General features: G+C 37.3%; 14 protein-coding genes and 1 other RNA gene. 10 read left to right on the plus strand and 5 right to left on the minus strand.

Annotated elements, in window-relative coordinates:
* Nucleotides 1-39 precede the first annotated feature (39 nt).
* From ABEG20_RS07615 to rnpB, 4 genes are all read left to right on the plus strand, one after another.
* Complete coding sequence (locus ABEG20_RS07615; RefSeq protein WP_406826778.1) at nt 40-1776, plus strand: phospho-sugar mutase; 1737 nt, start codon at nt 40-42, stop codon at nt 1774-1776.
* Nucleotides 1777-2395: 619 nt separating this feature from the next.
* Nucleotides 2396-3046, plus strand: a complete 651-nt coding sequence (locus tag ABEG20_RS07620) for an SCO family protein (protein ID WP_406826779.1) — start codon at nt 2396-2398, stop codon at nt 3044-3046.
* A 128-nt stretch (nt 3047-3174) separates the two neighbouring features.
* Nucleotides 3175-3597, plus strand: a complete 423-nt coding sequence (locus tag ABEG20_RS07625; RefSeq protein ID WP_406826780.1) for a c-type cytochrome — start codon at nt 3175-3177, stop codon at nt 3595-3597.
* 167 nt (nt 3598-3764) lie between these two features.
* Nucleotides 3765-4164, plus strand: an RNA gene (gene rnpB, locus ABEG20_RS07630) — RNase P RNA component class A.
* Here the strand turns inward: rnpB and ABEG20_RS07635 are convergent.
* The gene (locus ABEG20_RS07635; protein WP_406826781.1) at nt 4164-5045 is read right to left on the minus strand and encodes a polyphosphate kinase 2 family protein; all 882 of its coding nucleotides are present in this window, start codon (nt 5043-5045) and stop codon (nt 4164-4166) included. The two genes, rnpB and ABEG20_RS07635, sit on opposite strands and share 1 nt — an antisense overlap.
* A 141-nt stretch (nt 5046-5186) precedes the next feature.
* Between ABEG20_RS07635 and ABEG20_RS07640 the strand changes: the two genes are divergently transcribed.
* Together ABEG20_RS07640 and ABEG20_RS07645 are read left to right on the plus strand one after the other, a co-directional pair.
* A complete protein-coding gene (locus ABEG20_RS07640) occupies nt 5187-7643 on the plus strand; it encodes a transglycosylase domain-containing protein (protein ID WP_406826782.1) in 2457 nt (818 codons plus the stop codon).
* Between the two features lie 172 nt (nt 7644-7815).
* Nucleotides 7816-10989, plus strand: coding sequence for a peptidase MA family metallohydrolase (locus tag ABEG20_RS07645; RefSeq protein ID WP_406826783.1), 3174 nt, complete (start codon nt 7816-7818; stop codon nt 10987-10989).
* 364 nt (nt 10990-11353) lie between these two features.
* Here the strand turns inward: ABEG20_RS07645 and ABEG20_RS07650 are convergent, their stop codons facing one another.
* Nucleotides 11354-11704 (minus strand): GIY-YIG nuclease family protein, encoded by a 351-nt coding sequence (locus ABEG20_RS07650; protein ID WP_406826784.1) that lies wholly within the window; start codon nt 11702-11704, stop codon nt 11354-11356.
* 133 nt (nt 11705-11837) lie between these two features.
* Between ABEG20_RS07650 and ABEG20_RS07655 the strand changes: the two genes are divergently transcribed.
* The 4 genes from ABEG20_RS07655 to bioD all read left to right on the plus strand — a co-directional run bounded on the left by ABEG20_RS07655 (nt 11838) and on the right by bioD (nt 14950).
* Entirely contained in the window at nt 11838-12614 is a 777-nt protein-coding gene (locus ABEG20_RS07655; protein WP_406826785.1) for an XRE family transcriptional regulator, read from the plus strand.
* A gap of 79 nt (nt 12615-12693) precedes the next feature.
* Nucleotides 12694-13146: a hypothetical protein gene (locus ABEG20_RS07660; protein ID WP_406826786.1), complete on the plus strand. Its 453-nt coding sequence runs from the start codon at nt 12694-12696 to the stop codon at nt 13144-13146.
* Between the two features lie 73 nt (nt 13147-13219).
* Nucleotides 13220-14341, plus strand: a complete 1122-nt coding sequence (locus ABEG20_RS07665; protein WP_406826787.1) for an aminotransferase class I/II-fold pyridoxal phosphate-dependent enzyme — start codon at nt 13220-13222, stop codon at nt 14339-14341.
* A complete protein-coding gene (bioD, locus tag ABEG20_RS07670; RefSeq protein WP_406826788.1) occupies nt 14342-14950 on the plus strand; it encodes a dethiobiotin synthase in 609 nt (202 codons plus the stop codon).
* 127 nt (nt 14951-15077) lie between these two features.
* On the opposite strand, the gene ABEG20_RS07675 is transcribed toward bioD, so the two are convergent.
* The 3 genes from ABEG20_RS07675 to ABEG20_RS07685 all read right to left on the minus strand — a co-directional run bounded on the left by ABEG20_RS07675 (nt 15078) and on the right by ABEG20_RS07685 (nt 18366).
* On the minus strand, nt 15078-15773 hold the full coding sequence (locus tag ABEG20_RS07675) for a GDSL-type esterase/lipase family protein (protein WP_406826789.1): 696 nt from the start codon (nt 15771-15773) through the stop codon (nt 15078-15080).
* A 25-nt stretch (nt 15774-15798) separates the two neighbouring features.
* Nucleotides 15799-16698 (minus strand): glycerophosphodiester phosphodiesterase family protein, encoded by a 900-nt coding sequence (locus tag ABEG20_RS07680; RefSeq protein ID WP_406826790.1) that lies wholly within the window; start codon nt 16696-16698, stop codon nt 15799-15801.
* 258 nt (nt 16699-16956) lie between these two features.
* Nucleotides 16957-18366 (minus strand): calcineurin-like phosphoesterase C-terminal domain-containing protein, encoded by a 1410-nt coding sequence (locus ABEG20_RS07685; RefSeq protein WP_406826791.1) that lies wholly within the window; start codon nt 18364-18366, stop codon nt 16957-16959.
* Nucleotides 18367-18431: the final 65 nt, after the last annotated feature.

Raw genomic sequence — 18431 nt, forward strand, 5'->3', positions numbered from 1 at the left:
TTGTTCAACACCAGATATTAAATTTAAAAAAACAGTTCAATGCAGGCAATTGACCAATCAACGCAGGCCACCATTAATCAGTGGTTAAGTGGAAATTATGATGAAAATACCAAGGCAGAAATTCAGGCCCTTGTAGATAAAAATGCAACTACCGAATTAACAGATGCATTTTATAGAAGTTTAGAATTTGGAACAGGCGGTTTACGTGGCATTATGGGTGCAGGTTCTAACCGCATCAATAAATATACTATCGGAACGGCCACACAGGGACTAGCCAATTATTTAAATAATAAATACCCGAACGAAAAAATTAAAGTTGCCATTGCACATGATAGCCGCAATAATTCTGATTATTTTGCGAAAATTACGGCAGATGTTTTCTCAGCCAATGGTATATATGTATATTTCTTTTCTGCATTAAGACCAACACCTGAACTTTCTTTCGCTGTGCGCCATTTCGGCTGCAAAAGCGGGGTTATGCTAACCGCTTCGCACAACCCTAAAGAATACAATGGTTATAAAGCTTACGGGGCCGATGGAGGCCAGTTCACTTCTCCAGATGACAAGTTGGTAATTGATGAAGTAAACAAAATTAAAAGTATAGATGAAGTAAAATTCAACCGTGTTGATGCAAATATTCAACTGATCGGTGAAGATGTTGATCAATTGTATTTAGATGGTATTGCTGCACTTTCAATCTCCCCGGAAGCTATCAAAAGACAGCACGATCTAAAAATTGTGTATTCCCCTATCCACGGAACAGGGATTACGCTGGTTCCTAAAGCTTTAGCGCAGTTTGGTTTTACAAACGTTACCATTGTTGAAGAGCAAAGTACACCAGATGGAAATTTCCCAACAGTAGTGTACCCTAACCCTGAGGAAAAGGACGCATTAACTTTAGCAATGAACAAAGCGAAGGAGATTGATGCTGATTTAGTTTTGGCAACCGATCCTGATGCTGACCGTGTGGGTATCGCTGTTAAGAATAACGAAGGCGAATGGGTATTGCTTAACGGCAACCAGACGGGCAGTTTATTAATTAATTACTTACTCTCAGCCTGGCAAGACAGCGGTAAGTTAGATGGTAATCAGTTTATCGTTAAAACCATTGTAACTTCCAACCTGATCGAAGAAATTGCCAAAAAGAAAAATGTAGAATACTACAATACCTTAACCGGATTTAAATACATTGGTCAATTAATGACCGAGCTTGAAGGTAAAAAATATTTTATAGGTGGTGGCGAAGAGAGCTACGGCTACCTGATCGGTGATTTGGTACGCGATAAAGATGCAGTGGTTTCTGCCGCTTTTATTTCTGAAATGACGGCATACTATAAAGACAAAGGTGCTAGTTTATATAATGCCCTGTTGGATATGTATGTAGAATATGGCCTTTATAAAGAAGATCTGGTTTCGCTGACCAAAAAAGGTAAATCTGGTGCTGAAGAAATTAAAGCCATGATGGTTAAATTTAGAGAAAATCCGCCTGCAACATTAGGTGGCTCGAAGGTGTCGGTATTAAAAGATTACGAATTGGGACAGGAAACCGATCTGGCAAGCGGAAAAGTAACCAAACTGGATTATCCTAAATCTGATGTTTTACAGTTTATTACCGAAGATGGTAGTATTGTTTCTGCACGCCCAAGTGGTACAGAGCCTAAAATTAAATTTTATTGCAGCGTAAATGCACCTTTAGCAGACAGAAAAGATTTTGATTCGGTTAATGCGCAACTGGAAGAAAAAATCAAAGCAGTCATGTCTGATTTACAGGCCTAGGTTTACTGCAACTGGTATCCAGTTGTTTGGGAAACAAAAGAACAAACACAGGTGAATAATCTTCATCTGTGTTTTTTTTGGAAGTCTGAATTTTCATTTTCTTAAATTCGCTTCTTGCAAAGACATTTCAATTTTATTCTGAGTTTTCGAAAAAAGAATCCTTAACAATATACAAAGATTAAGGTGAGTTCTCTCCATAATTTTTTGAGCAGAAGGATGAGTCAAATCATTATATTTTATGGCCTTTAAATCCCAATGGTATCGATCTCGTACAATTTTGATTGTTCATCATGCTGAGCATAGTGAAGCAAATCTGTTTCGGGATAACCAGATCATCTGTCAATTGCTGCTAATTTCTGTTCAAAAGATTCTTCATTACATTCAGAATGACAGTATATAATAAAATCACCTGTAAAAACTGAAAGCAAAAGTTTGCCGTCGGGCCTGCGAACCATGTAAATAAATAAGTCGGTGGTGAGCAGACTAGGTTCGGGAGAAATGAAGCTGAATATTTTAAATGCCCAAACATCCTCCTTTCGGACATTTGACTCCGCACTTTTCAAAACAATTAACGTACCAGACAAAATTACCTCGTATATTTACACTTTAAAATCATATCATGAATAAAATCACTGCTTATTTAGCTACGTCTCTATTAGCTGCTTCCATATTTACGGCATGTAAACAAGAAAGAAAACTTCCATTTTATGGAGAGCGCCATGCTGAAACCGTTAAAGATGCCACTGGCACAGAGAAAATAGATACCGTTTACCAAACTATTCCCGCTTGGTCTTTTCTGAACCAGGATAGTGTGATCACAACAAACAAAGCAACCGATGGTAAAATTTATGTAGCCGATTTTTTCTTTACTTCCTGTACAACCATCTGCCCTACCATGCACCGTAATTTAATGACGGTTTATAACGAATTTAAAACCAATCCGGATGTAATGTTTGTATCACATACAATTGATTTTAAATATGATAAGCCCCATGTTTTGAAAAAATATGCTCAAAAATTAGGTGTTGAAGGTCCAAAATGGCTATTTCTTTATGGCACCAAAGATAGCGTATATACTTTGGCAGAAAAAAACTACTTAGTTGCTGTAGGCGAAGACAGTACGGCTAAAGATGGTTATATTCATCAGGGCTACCTGGTTTTGATTGATAAAGACAGACGGATCCGCGGTGCATATGATGGTACTAAAACAGATCAGGTAGAACAATTAAAAAAAGATATTCCGGTTTTATTGGCAGAATATAAAAAGTAATAGTATAAGTCGTCACCCCGATCCTGTAGCTATCGGATGAAACGCAGTGGACTGAAAGGATCTATCCTTACAGATTTCTTCAGTCCACTCTATCCTGCTCGAAATGACAATTTTTACAACAAAAATCCATGCGTAAATACATTATCAATGCCCTCTTTTTTATCTCCTTGGTTGGCATGATCTTTTCCTGCCAAAATCAGGAAACTATAGACCTGCAAAATTACATGTCGAATGGAAAAGATATCTACAAAACTAAATGTCAGAACTGTCATGGTGAAAATGGTGAAGGTTTAGGTCAGCTGGCACCTCCATTAACTGATTCTTTATTTTTAAAGGCAAACAAATCTCGTTTGGCCTGCTTCATCAAAAATGGCGTAAATGAATCTTTAACCGTTCATGGTCAAGTATATAAAGAAAAAATGCCGGCTTTCCCTGAACTGGCAGATATAGATGTGGCTCAGGTAATGGTTTTTGTAACCAATTCATTTGGCAACAAACAGGGCTTTGTTCCTTATTCAAAAGTTTCGAAAGATTTACAGAATTGTAAATAGCAAGGTTGATGATCAATTAGATATTCATCATCACGGTCGTCACCCTGAATTTATTTCAGGGTCTTATGTACAATAAAGATGCTGAAATAATTCAGCATGACGATATCAAGAGAAAATCTTATAGTTTCTTTATGTCTTTCTGATCAAAAAACACCATCTTTGCGCAAAATGCAGGTTGTTCTATCGCTGTTTCAAATAAAATTGGAAGAGAGGAAAGTCCGGGCAACGCAGGGCATCCCGCTTTCTAACGGAAAGGGGTTCAGGAATGAAAACCTGGACCACGGATTAGTGCAACAGAAAATATACCGTCCCGATTTTACATCGGGATAAGGGTGAAAACGTGCGGTAAGAGCGCACGAGCATTGCAGGCGACTGCAGTGGTTTGTAAACCCCGGGAGTTGAAAGACCAAATAGGCTAACATCCCGAATTTATGTCGGGATAAAGGGCTGCCCGTCCGATGTTAGTGGGTAGGTCGTTAGAGATGAACGGCAACGTTTATAGTAGATAAATGATAGAAATCCTGAGCAATCAGGAAACAGAACCCGGCTTATAGACCTGCATTTTTTTATTCACTCAATAAAATACGCCTGGCTTCGCCAAGTTTAGCTTCTTCCTCCTCATCTAATACAGGAAATTTCAGATCAAGGCTTTTTAACTTATCTTCAATAATTTCGCTTATTGAAAGCCTTGCAAACCATTTTTTATCTGCAGGGATGATATGCCAGGGTGATGCTGACGTACTGGTTTCGTTAATTGCATCCTCGTATGCATCCATATACTCATCCCACAAAGCCCTTTCTTTAATATCTCCGGAAGAAAATTTCCAATTCTTGGTAGAATCATCAATACGCTCTAAAAAACGTTTTTTTTGTTCATCGCGGCTCACATGTAAAAAGAACTTTAAAATTACCGTTCCATTATCCGTTAAATGTTCTTCAAAATTTTTGATGCTCTTGTAACGCTGTTGCCAAAAACTTTTGTTGATCTTTTTAACATCATCAAAACCAGGAATATTTTCACTTAAAATATATTCCGGATGCACCTTGCAGACCAAAACATTTTCATAATGCGAACGGTTATGGATCCCGATCCTACCGCGTTCAGGCAATGCCTTATAATATCTCCACAAAAAATCGTGTTCATATTCTTCTGGCGTGGGGGTTTTAAAACTGTAAACCTGGCATCCCTGTGGATTTAGTCCACTCATAACATGCTCAATCGCGCTGTCTTTACCGGCAGCATCCATAGCCTGGAAAATAATCAGAACTGCATGTTTCCCGGAAGCATACAATTTCTCTTGTAAATGGCTGAGCGATATTTTAGAATTTACCAACGCATCTTTCGCTTTCTCTTTGTTATAACCACCTGTAAAGTCAGTTTTATGATCTTTTAAAGAAAATTTCTTATCTCCTTGTACAATTAATCCTTTAAATTCGTTTTTCATCATTATATATTATTTCCAGCTAAACTCATGCAACTATAATTTAAATATAGAACTAAAAAATAAGTAAATTAAATACGTTAATTTGCATATAGAGTTTTTTATATTTAACGCCACAGCTTTTACCTAAAGATTATCTTATCCAATATGTTTAAAGAGATAAAAAACAAGTACTTACGTTATTTTGCAATAGTTTTATTTTTTATAATAATTTTCTTTTCCGCCCTGCAATTAAACTTTTTATGGTTATTTGGCTATTCACCAAGTGTTCGTGACATTAAAGCACCTACCCTGCGCGTGGGTTCAGAGCTTTACACAGCCGACGGAAAACTGATTGGAAGATACTTTAAAGAAAACAGAACGCCTGTAAATTACAATGATATTGCACCTAGCGTAATACATGCGCTGGTTGCTACCGAAGACGTACGTTTTTATAAACATTGGGGCATTGATGTTCAAGCCGTTGGCCGTGCAGTTATTGGCTTAGGAAAGGACGGCGGTGCAAGTACCATCACTCAGCAGTTGGCCAAAAACCTTTACCGTACGCGTTACAATAAATCTCAGGGGTTATTAATTAAAATACCTTTAGTTAGAACCTTAATCGTAAAGCTAAAGGAATGGATGACGGCGGTAAAATTGGAAGCCAATTACTCAAAAAACGATATCATTACCATGTATCTGAATACCGTATCTTTTGGTAACAATACTTATGGTATAAAAACCGCCAGCCGGATTTACTTTGATAAGGAGACAAAAGATTTGGCCACTACAGATGCGGCTATGCTTGTGGGCATGTTAAAGGGTACAACATTGTATAACCCAACCAAAAACCCGGTAAAAGCATTAGAGAGAAGAAATGTGGTGCTTGCGCAGATGAACAAGTACAATTACCTCAGCAAAGATAGTTTAAGTCAATTATCAAAGGAGCCTATTAAATTAAAAGAGGGTAAAATGCAGGATGGCAGCGATGGCGATTCTTATTTAAGGGCAGCTGTGTCAAAATATCTGGAAAAATGGTGTACCGATAATGGTTATGACCTTTATGAAGATGGATTAAAAATTTATACCACTATTGATTCGAGACTCCAAAAATATGCTGAAGAAGCTGTTGCAGACCAGATGAGAATTTTGCAGCGCAGGTTCTATAGTGTATGGGGCAATGAAGATCCCTGGTACGATTCAGAAAAACAAAAGGTCGATTATCCAGACAGAGCGATGAAAAATCTGCCTATTTATGCACTTCTGCAAAAGAAGTTCCCTAATCACCCAGATTCTGTTACCGCCTATTTCAATAAGAAAAAAAGAATGCAGATTTTTACTTATAAAGGCGATCGCGATACTTTATTTTCTACTTTAGATTCGATCCGTTATTATGGAAAAATCATGAATACCGGAATGATGACCATGGAACCTGCAAGCGGTAAAATTAAAGTTTGGGTGGGTGGTATAGACCATAAGTTTTTCAAATACGATCATGTAAATCAGGCAAAACGCCAGGCAGGTTCTACCTTTAAACCATTTGCTTATTTAACGGCTTTGGAACAAGGGATGAGTCCTTGCGATAAATTTACCGATAAGCCAGTTAAAATTGCATATCAGGATAAGGGTGAAACAAAATATTGGGAGCCTAAAAATGCCGATTACAGTGTTTCTTACCGCGAAATGAGCTTACGTTGGGCCATGGCAAAATCGGTAAATACCATTACTGCCCAGGTAACCGAAAAGGTGGGCTGGGATAACGTGGTTAAATATGCACACGAATGTGGTATTGATAGCCATTTGGAATCTGTTCCATCCGTAAGTTTAGGATCAAATGATGTTACCGTTTACGAGATGGTAAAAGCCTATGCTACTTTCATGAACAAGGGTATTAAAACCGATCCCATATTGGTAGAGAAAATTACCGATCAGGATAATAATTTAATTGATGAATTTAAGCCTAAAACAAAAAGGGTTTTAACTGAAGAAATTGCCTGGTTAATGACCTACATGTTCCGTGGTGGTATGGAAGAACCGGAAGGTACTTCGCAAGCCTTATGGGAATGGCCAGATCTTTTTAGAAAAAACAATCAGATCGGTGGTAAAACAGGTACTTCATCTGATTATGTAGATGCCTGGTATATGGGGCTAACCAAAGATCTGGTAACAGGCGTTTGGGTGGGTTGCGATGAAAGAACAGCCCACTTTAAAAACGGTGAACAAGGTGAAGGATCGAGAACGGCCCTGCCAATTTTTGCAAAGTTTATGGAAAAAGTTTACCTCGATCCTAAATCAGGCTATACTTACGGCCCCTTCCCTAAAGCAACGGTTGATATTACCAGAACCTACAACTGCCCTAGTCCTAGGATAATCAGAGATACCACATCAACAGATAGTGCAGTGGTAGATTCTACTGATTTTGCTGTACCTACCGAAATACCTGTTACTACAGAACCGGTAAACAATGAACCTGAAGTTAAAAAAGAAGAAAAGAAAGCAGAGCCTGCTCAAAATCCCCTTACCCCTACTGTTCCACTTACCAGAAAAGAAGAACGTGAACTGAGAAGAAAACAACGTCAGGAAGAAAAGGAAAAAAAGAAAAACGAAGAAACCAATCAGCAATAGCTTTTTGGATCGGAAGAAGTAAAAATAGTTTACTATATGTTAGAATAGATAGTAGGACTTTAAAAAGTGTTAAATTTTTAATACTCTTTTAAACAATTATTACTTTTATTTCCAGATTTCTTACCATTTCATTTTCGTAAATTTTTGAACAATCATTATTAAAACCATATATATGAAAATAGGCTCTACTTTATTAAGGCGATATTCTTCTTTATTGCTCCTGCTTATTCTTTCTTTTTCAGTTAAAGCCCAATACTTCGGACAAAATAAGGTAAGATATAAAAAACTAGACTTTAAAGTTTTACAAACACCCCATTTTGAGATCTATTATTATATCAAGAACGATAAACTTTTAAAACGTTTTTCGCAAGACGCAGAAACCTGGTACAAAATGCACCAGGAAGTTTTTAGAGATACCTTTTTAAAGAAAAATCCGATCATTTTATATAATAACCATCCTGATTTTCAACAAACGACAGTTCTTAACGGAGAAATCGGCATTGGTACAGGTGGGGTTACTGAAGCATTGAAAAACAGGGTAATTATGCCTGTTATGGAGCTAAATAGCCAAACCAGGCACGTTTTAGGTCATGAACTGGTGCACGCTTTTCAATATCATCTTCTGCTCGAAAAAGATTCGATTAGCCTGGAAAACGTCGGACAAACACCATTATGGATGGTAGAAGGGATGGCCGAGTATTTATCGATCGGGAAAAAAGATGCGTTTACTTCTATGTGGATGCGCGATGCCATGTTGAACCGTGATATTCCTTCGTTAAAAGATTTAACCAATTCCAATAAATATTTTCCTTACCGTTATGGTCAGGCGTTTTGGACTTACATTGGTTCGCAATATGGCGATACCACCATTGTTCCGCTATTTAAGAATACTGCAAAATATGGTTACGAAAATGCCATCAGGTATACTTTTGGCTATGATGATAAAACATTATCGGGTTTATGGAAAAATTCCATCGATGCGCACTATAAGCCGATGCTAAAAGCAGACAGCTCGCAGATTAAGATTACGGGTACAAAAATTATCGACAATAAAAATGCAGGTAACATGAACGTTGCCCCTGCCCTAAGCCCTGATGGGAAATATCTGGCCTTTATGTCTGAAAAGGATCTTTTTGGAATCGATTTATTCCTTGCAGATGCCAAAACCGGTAGGATTATCAGAAAACTCAGCAGCCAGATCTCTAATGGCCACATTGACGATTTCAACTTTATAGAATCAGCAGGTGCATGGTCGCCCGACAGTAAACAATTTGCCTTTAGTATCTTTAGTCATGGTAAAAACCAGATGATGATTATCAATGTTTCGAACGGAACTATGGTTTCTCAAACAGCCATGGGTCAGGTACAACAGTTTGGTAATTTAACCTGGTCGCCAAATGGAAAAGATATCGCTTTTTCGGGTATGGTTGAAGGACAGAGTGATATCTTCTCCTATAATCTGGATACCAAAGCCGTTACGCAGATTACCAACGATATATATTCTGATTATGCGCCAAATTATTCACCCGATGGTAAAAAACTGGTATTTTCATCAGATAGAGCGGCCATTCAGGCCAATGTAATTAATGCCGTGTTACCAATAAATCTTGCCGTTTATGATATTGCAGCCAAAACGGTAAGCAATTTAGATGTTTTTCCGGGAGCCAATAACCTGAACGCACAGTTCTCTTCGAACAGCCAGAATATCTATTTCTTGTCAAACAGAGATGGATTCAGGAATTTATATAAATATAACTTTGCCGATAATACTGTTGACCAATTAACTGATTATTTTACTGGAATTAGTGGAATTACCGAATTTTCGCCTGCAATTTCTGTATCAACAACTGATGATATTGTATACAGCTATTATCGCTACCAACGTTATACCTTATATAATGCCAAGTTAAGCAGCTTTAACGCGAAAAGGATTGGTAATCGGGAAGAAAATTTTGATGCGGCGATATTACCTCCCATGGAAAACATTGGGGTAAACATCATCAATTCTAATTTAAACAATTTCGACCGTTTCGAAAAAACAGTGGCCGATTCGATGAAGACGGTACCTTACAAACCAAAATTCAGGTTAGATTATTTAGCCAATAGCGGCGTGGGGGTATCAACCAGCCGTTTTGGAACCGGTGTTTCCGGTGGTATTGTAGGTATGTTCAGCGATATCTTGGGTACCAACCAGATCATAGCAAATTTATCGGTAAATGGAGAAATTTACGATTTCGGCGGCCTGGTGGGGTACATTAATCAGAAAAGCAGAATAAACTGGGGGGCTGCCGTTTCGCATATTCCATACGTTTCTGGTTTTAGATCTTATGGTTATCAGAATATACCTACAGGTGATAATACGACCATTAATGCGCTGGCAGATAGAACCGATATTATTAGAACATTTGAAGATCAGGTTCAGGTTTTTGGAGCTTACCCGTTCAGTAAAATACACCGTTTTGAGTTAGGCGGCTCGTTTTCTCACTATAGTTACAGAGTTGACCGATATAGCAATTATTACAATTCGGCCGGTAACTACATTGGTTCAGACAGGAGCAGGATTTCTAATGATGTGGCTTCCAATGATTACGGCATTCCATTTAACTCATTTACGCTATACCAGTTAAATGCAGGTTTTGTAGGTGATAATTCAATATTTGGCCTTACGGGCCCACTTGATGGATTCAGATATAGAGTAAGTGGTGAAAAATATTTTGGAACTTATAATTTTGCCGGTGTAACGGCAGATCTTCGTAAATACTGGAGGGCTAAGCCGGTAACATTTGCGGTAAGAAGTTATAATACCTTAAGAATCGGTAAAGATGCAGACAGGCTTTATCCAATGTATCTGGGTTATCCTTATCTGATTAGGGGTTATGAATCAAATTCTATTTACAAAAGCACTTCCGCAAGATCATCAGGATCTTTTGATATTAACCAGTTAACAGGAAGTAAGATAGCCGTTTTCAATTTCGAGGTTCGTCTGCCATTTACGGGGCCTAAAAAATTAACGGCTATACCTTCTAAGTTTTTATTTTCTGATCTGAATTTATTCTTCGATGCAGGATTAGCCTGGACCAACGATACTAATGTGAAATTTAAAAGTGAGCCCACTTACACTACTGAACCTGTTTTAGATGCAAATAAACAACCAATTGTTGACGACAAGGGAAACCCGGTTACGTATCAGGCTACAACAGAGCGTGTGCCGGCAATGAGTGTTGGTATATCTTTAAGGGTGAATGTTTTTGGTTATTTTGTATTAGAACCTTATTATGCGATCCCTTTTCAAAGAAAAGATGTTAAAACCGGTGTATTTGGTTTAACATTTGCACCAGGATGGTAAGAATTGAATCATGACTGGTTGAATCATAGGATCAATAGATCATTTTTTAGATGATAAATCAGGAAATATAATTATTGCTTGAATGATGAGGCTTAATAATCCTTTTCATTCAGGCATTTTTTTTAAACGCACATTTATAAATCATGATTTAATAAAAATTTGCACCAGGATGGTAAGAATTGAACCATGACTGATTGAATTATCGGATCAATAGATCATTTTTTAGATGAAAATCAGGAAATATAATTATTGCTTGAATGATGAGGCTTAATAATCCTTTTCATTCAGGCATTTTTTTTAAATGCACATTTATAAATCATGATTTAATAAAATTCATTCTGTAGACATCAAAGCTTAAAACTGACTAAGAGAGGCTTGTAAAGGATAGCTTAACCTGATTATTGGTATTGCGGTGTAAAAGAATATTTTCGAAATCAAGTCCTATGGTCAAATCAATCCAATCCGGATTACAAGATCTTACCAGACGTTCTTTCTGCATGCGTGTAAAGCGGCTAAGTGACTTAAAGCGTACCAAAGCTTGTGCTTCTGTTTTAAATTCTTCAAAATAAACCAGCCGGGTTAATTGCTGCCCATTATCAAAAAACAAGTTTGGCATCTGTTTGTAGAAATCCAGGGTCTTTATTAAATCAGAGCTCATGCCCACGTGCATACTTGTACGATTTCTGTCGGTAACGATATAAACAAACTTTTTCATGATCTTATGTTTAAAATTTAAAACTAAACTATTTAGTACGTGCTCTTGCAAATCAAAATAATATTACTAACTTTATGAGCATAAAATTACTAACTATTTTAGTAATTCCAAATTTATTTTAAAATTTATTTTTATGTCTAATATTTCAAATAATTTAAAGTACCTCAGAAAGAAAAAAGGCCATACACAGCAGAATTTCGCTGATATTATGGAAATCAAGAGATCGCTTATCGGAGCTTACGAGGAAGACCGTGCGGAACCTAAATATGATTTGCTAAAAAAAATAGCCGAATACTTTGATCTAACCATTGATGAATTCATCAATGAAAAAATATCTGACAGCTGGAAACCTAAACCTAAAAGCCAGGGATCTAACCTCAGGGTACTGAGTATTTCTGTTGATCAGAACGACCGCGAAAACATCGAACTGGTTCCGGTTAAAGCAAGTGCCGGTTATTTGAACGGTTTTTCAGACCCTCAATATATCAGCGATCTGCCTAAATTTCAACTGCCATTGGCTGCATTGAGACAAGGCACTTTCAGGGCTTTTGAAATCATGGGCGATAGCATGTTACCTGTTCAGCCGGGCAGTATAATTATCGGTGAATATATGGATAACTGGAATGAAGTAAAAACCGGCGAAACCTATATTGTAATTAGTAAAAATGAAGGTGTAGTATATAAAAGAGCGGGCAACCGTTTCAGAGAAAACAAAGATTTGAAATTGATATCCGATAATAAAGTATACGATGCCTATACCATTGCTGCTGAAGATATCTTGGAAATCTGGAAAGCCAAAGCATATATATCTACTTCATTACCTGAACCTGCGCCAGACCCAACAATGGAAACATTAACGCAAATGATGGCGCAGATGCAGAAATCAATTTCCCAATTGAATAAAAATTAACATTTTTTAACAGATGCCGATTAAACCGTTTGTGTTTTTATCTATCTATTGATTTAACAAACACATAAAAACACATCACATGAAAAAGGCAATTTTAACAGTAGCAATTGCAGTAATGGGCCTAACCGCTGCATTTGCTCAAGACACCACAAAACATGCAAGAAGGGCAATGCCTAAAATGACTGCTGAGCAAAGGGCAGAAAAGGTAACTGCCAGATTGGAGAAACAACTTAGCTTAACTACTGATCAAAAAAGCAAAATTTACGCCATTGAGTTAGAAAATGCAAAGAAAATGGAAGCCTGGAGATCTGCTGATAAAGGCGACATGAAAGGCAAGATGAAAGAACGTAAAGCCGCAATGGATGAGCAAAAAGCTAAAATAGATGCCGTTTTAACCGCAGATCAAAAAACTAAAATGGATGCTTTTCGTGCCGAAGCCAGAGAGCGCGGTGAAAAGATGAGAAAAGGCATGGGCAACAGAGGCAAAAAAGATAAGGAACCGGTAGTTTCTAATCCGCCTTCGCAAGGATAAATAGCAAAACAGTAATTAATTATATTTTTGAAAGCGTTTCGATTATTCGGAACGCTTTTTTTACTTTTGAGCGATGCGTAAAATTGAAGAGTTTATCAGCGACAGACTTCAGGAACGAAAAGATAAGCTTTCGATCAGGAATTTAACAACAAACACCCCTCCTGTTGATTTTTGTTCTAATGATTATTTAGGTTTTGCCAGATCTGGTGAATTAAAGAAGTTGATCGAAGCTACCCTTGCGTCAATGCCCAATTATCTGAATGGCGCTGGTGGTTCGAGGCTATTAAGCGGAAATACACATTTTACAGAAGAAACTGAACGGTTTATTGCCGATTTTCATCTGGCTGAAAGCGGATTGATATTTAATTCCGGTTATGATGCCAATGTTGGGCTCTTATCCAGTGTGCCACAACGGGGTGACACCATTATTACTGATGAGTTGATTCATGCGAGTATTATAGATGGCTGTAGATTAAGCCACGCTACGCGTTTTAAATTTCATCACAATGATATAAACGATCTGGAAGATAAACTTAAACTCGCCAAAGGGAATATATTTGTGGTGGTAGAAAGTGTTTATTCAATGGATGGAGACCTGGCGCCATTATTAACGATATCGGATCTTTGCGGGCGCTATTCAGCCAATTTAATTGTGGATGAAGCCCATGCTACAGGCATTTTTGGTAAAAACGGGCGGGGATTAATCAATCAGCTTAACTTAACTGACCGGGTATTTGCACGCATTATTACTTTTGGAAAAGCCCTGGGCATACACGGAGCTATTATTTTAGGAAGTAAAAACCTGCGCCATTACCTTATCAATTTTGCCAGATCATTTATTTACACCACAGCCGCCCCAATGCATAACATTGTTGCAGTCAGTGCTGCATACCAATACCTATCTAAAATTGATCATCAGTTGATTCATCAAAAAATTGCATTATTCAGGAAAGCATTAAAAGAAAGTAACATCACGGCACTGGATAGTGAAAGTACCATCCAGGGTATTTTGTTTTCATCAAACGAAGCAACCAAACAGGCAGCTGCCAGATTGCAAAGTAAAGGTTTTGATGTACGGGCAATATTAAGCCCAACAGTAGCGCTGGGCAAAGAGCGGCTCAGGATCTGTCTTCATACTTTTAATACCGATGAAGAAATCGTTTCATTGGTTAATCACCTTAAAGAATTAAATTAAATGAATAAATATTTTATTACAGGCATAGGAACAGGTATCGGAAAAACATTGGTTAGCGCTATTTTAACCGAAAAGTTAAAGGCCGATTATTGGAAACCGATCCAATCAGGAGATTTAGAAACCAGCGATAGTATAACTATAGGTAATTTAATTGGCAACGCACAAACCGTTATTCATCCCGAAAGCTACAGATTAACGCAACCCCTGTCGCCGCATTTATCAGCCAGGTTAGATGGTGTTGACATTAATCTTGATAAAATCAAAATTCCTTTAACCAATAATAACTTAATTATTGAGGGAGCTGGCGGTTTAATGGTACCCTTAAATGAAGATCAGCTGATTATCGACCTGATCAAAAAACTGGAAGTAGAAGTGATATTAGTTTCGCAAAATTATCTGGGCAGTATTAACCATACCTTATTATCTATCAATCTGCTTAAACAATACGAAATCCCAATTAAAGGCATCATTTTCAACGGTGAGGAGAATATAGAGACCGAAAGATACATTCTTCAGTATACCAAAATAAAAAAGCTAGGAGGTGTTCCTGACTTAAAAAATATTGATAAAGAAAAAGTATTGGCAGCCGGTCAGCATATATCTGTTTAACATTGAACGCTACCGCATCAACCAGGTTCAGCAATGTAAGGTTTCTGCAACTATTAATGGTTAAATACAGAGCCATAAATCCTAAGAAGTCAAGTTTTTTAAAAACTTGACTTCTTTTCGAATCATATTATTTTTCAGTTAAATAGCCAGACCTTTTAAGAAAATCAGCCCAAACCTGGTATCCGGCAGGAAGAAGATGTAAGCCATCTTTAGTAAGTTCTGCCTTTAAATGTTTGTCCTGATCAGTAAAATTTGGATACAGATCGACCACCCTTACATTTTTAGCTTCAAATTTTCTGATTTCATCATTAAGCCAAAGAATATGCTCGTCTTTACCATAATGTTTTTTAAACTTTTCGAAAGCAGTATTAACTGGCAAAAGTGTATTGAAATAAATTTTTGTTTTCTTCGATCCTTTTCTGATTCTGGTAATCATGGTTTTATAATTCCTTAAGATCACACTATCCGGAATATTTCTGGAAATATCGTTTATACCGATTAAAATAAAAATCTTTGCTGGCTTACCATCAATCACATCTTGCAAACGCTCCAAAACACCAAAGGTAATGTCGCCAGAAATTCCCCTGTTTTTTGCCTGTGGAAGATCTAAAAGTTTAGCCCAGTTTGTTCCTGCGGTTATGCTGTTACCTAAAAAGATAAAATCTTTTTTTGATTTTGGATCCGCTTTAAATTTAGCCACCAGTTCAGCGTATTTACCCGGGCGATAGGTACTGTCCCATTTAACCACCTGGGCAGAAGCTGCTGTGAAGATGAAAATAAATAAAATATTAGTGATTAGTAATCTATTTAAAAGTGATTTCATAAATTATTTTGATAAGCTGTAACTACTATTTCGCCTGCACTAAAATATCAGGATAATCGGAAATAATCCCATCTACATTTAAAGCTTTCAGTTTTTGAATATCGGCTAAGGTATTAGCTGTCCAGGGAATAATTTTCACACCATCGGCATGTGCCTTTTTAACCAGTTCTTCATTAACCATTTGCCATACCGGACTCAAAATAAATGGCTTAAAACCCAAATCGGCAATATTCTCTTCATATGTTTTTTTATTGGCCACTAAAAAAGAAGTTTTTATGTCCGGGTATTTCTGATGGATAATCTGAATGGTGCGTTTATCAAAAGATTGGATGACCACAAAATCAGCAACATTTTTCTTGATAATTACTTCCATTAAAAGTTTAACAAATTCTTCAGGTTTAGGATTGGTAATCCCATCACCACTTTCGCTGCATTTAGTTTCGATGTTATAGAAAAACTGCTTGTGTTTATTTTTTTTAATATCGTGCTGTACAGCATCAATCAAATCAGCAAGTAAAGGTAAATGCGTTTTTGCTTTTACTTGCCGGGGAAAAAGATCATAATATTTTGTTCCTAAATTAAATTGTTTGATTTTGGCATAATTCATTTCGAAAATGCAATATTTCCTGGCATCTGCTGGTGGAATATCTTTTCCGTCAGGTGTAAGCATAAAAGCTGGGCTCAGGTAATCATCATGTGTTACGACCACTTTACCATCTTTTGAAATATGTGTATCCATTTCCAAAGTGGTAATGCCATTGATTTTCATGGCATTTAACATGGCTTCAATGCTATTCTCAGGCATTAAACCGCGTCCGCCACGGTGTGCTTCGGCGCTAAATGCAGGGAATTTAATTTCCTGACCTTTCGATTTTATCGCTAATGAAGCCAAAAGAATAATTACTGCTGTTTTTTTAAGTTTCATATCAAAATAAGGGTTTTATAAATGTCATGTTATCCATTTTGTCAACTGTCTGACGGCAACATCCAACAGCACGATAATTGATAGTACAATTATACTGGTATCAGGTATAGCCAACTAACGCAGTCAATTAAATCTATATTAATTATCAGCATTTTTAATGGCGTCAGATGTTGCCATCTGACGCCATTGATGACCTAAAAGATTTTAATTTTAAAGGTGATTAAACGTCAGCTAGCATCTTTCTGCATATTAGCATCCTTAAGCATCAACTTCTGCTTCAAATTTTTCTCCGAAACGATCAGTAACAATTACTTTCACCCTTTTAACCGATGGTTCAAAGTGTGCTAAAAATAAATGATCTGTAGATTCAGGTTCAACAAATGGTCTGGGGTTTGGTAATTTATCGCCTTTGTACAATTTTACCGCTAAAGGATCAAATCCATCCTGGATAGCCAAAGTACCCATCGCTTTTCCGTCCAAAAAATATTCAACTTTCCATTCCGGATCATAATTCCAAACATTGGCGATCAATCTTTTCTGCTTGGTTAGGGTATCTACATAAATGCTCAACTGTTTTTTCCGGTCTTCGCCAGTTGATTTATAATACCACTTTAAATCTGTTCCATTTACCTCGTAAACGCCATAACCGCGCGGGGTTCCGTCGCCGCAAATGGGGCCTGTCCACCAACCACCACATACTGTACCATGGTTATGCTCATAAATGCCATTTTTAATCACGTTTTTATTAAAATGGGTATGGCCAGACATAATATGCACGTTTTTGAAATCTTTCAAAACAGCGTAGAAATCATCATTGTTTTTTACGGAATTATGTACAGGAATATGCAGGCAAATGATTAGCAGGGCATCTTTTGGTACCAGCTGTAAATCTTTAGCCAGCCATGCTAACTGTGTTGGCGTAATGTATCCGTCATAAGTCCGCTCTACACCCAGATAACGTACGTCATCTAAAACCACATAATGGGCCTTTCCCCTATTAAAAGAATAATAAGTTGGCCCATAATGCGCCTGAAAAGTACGATCGGAGGTATCATCCCCGCCCATGCGGTAATCCATATCGTGGTTGCCGAGGCACTGGAAAAAAGGAATCCCGATTTGTGCAACAGCTTCGTCATAAGCTGAAAAAAGCGCTAAGTTATCCCAGACCAGATCACCAACACCAATGCCATGAACAGGTATTTTTCCCATTCCTTTTACTACCTCACGGGTATCTGGCACCGAAGTTTCCATCATCTGTTGAACATCTTTTTTATTCTTCACCTGTGGGTCTGCCCAAATGATAAAGTTATGTTTATTGTCGTTCTGTTTTAAGGGTTTAAGGTCGAAGTTTAATTTACCTGCGGTATCTGGATGATAATAGTGACGGGCAATACTGCTTTCGGTTTTAAATTCATAACCCGATGGTGTACTGATCCAAACAAATCGGGCCATTTCGTGTAGCTTTATTTCATAATTTCCACCTTTACCGGTCTGCACTACGCTGTAACCGTCTGATATGACAACGCCAGCCACGGCTTTGCCTTTGCTGGTTACAGTACCACTCACCAATCCGTCAACCGAGAATAACGATGATGGAAAGGATTTTAAACTAACAAATAGAGTGGTAGTTAATAAAGTGGATTTTTGTATAAATGATCTTCTGTTCATGATTTTTAATCACTCTTTTTAAGTTTTATAATATTAAAAAGACCAGTTTTACTGGCCTTTTTGTT

It is taken from the genome of Pedobacter sp. KACC 23697 (assembly GCF_045348445.1).
In the GTDB taxonomy this organism is placed as follows: Bacteria; Bacteroidota; Bacteroidia; order Sphingobacteriales; family Sphingobacteriaceae; genus Pedobacter.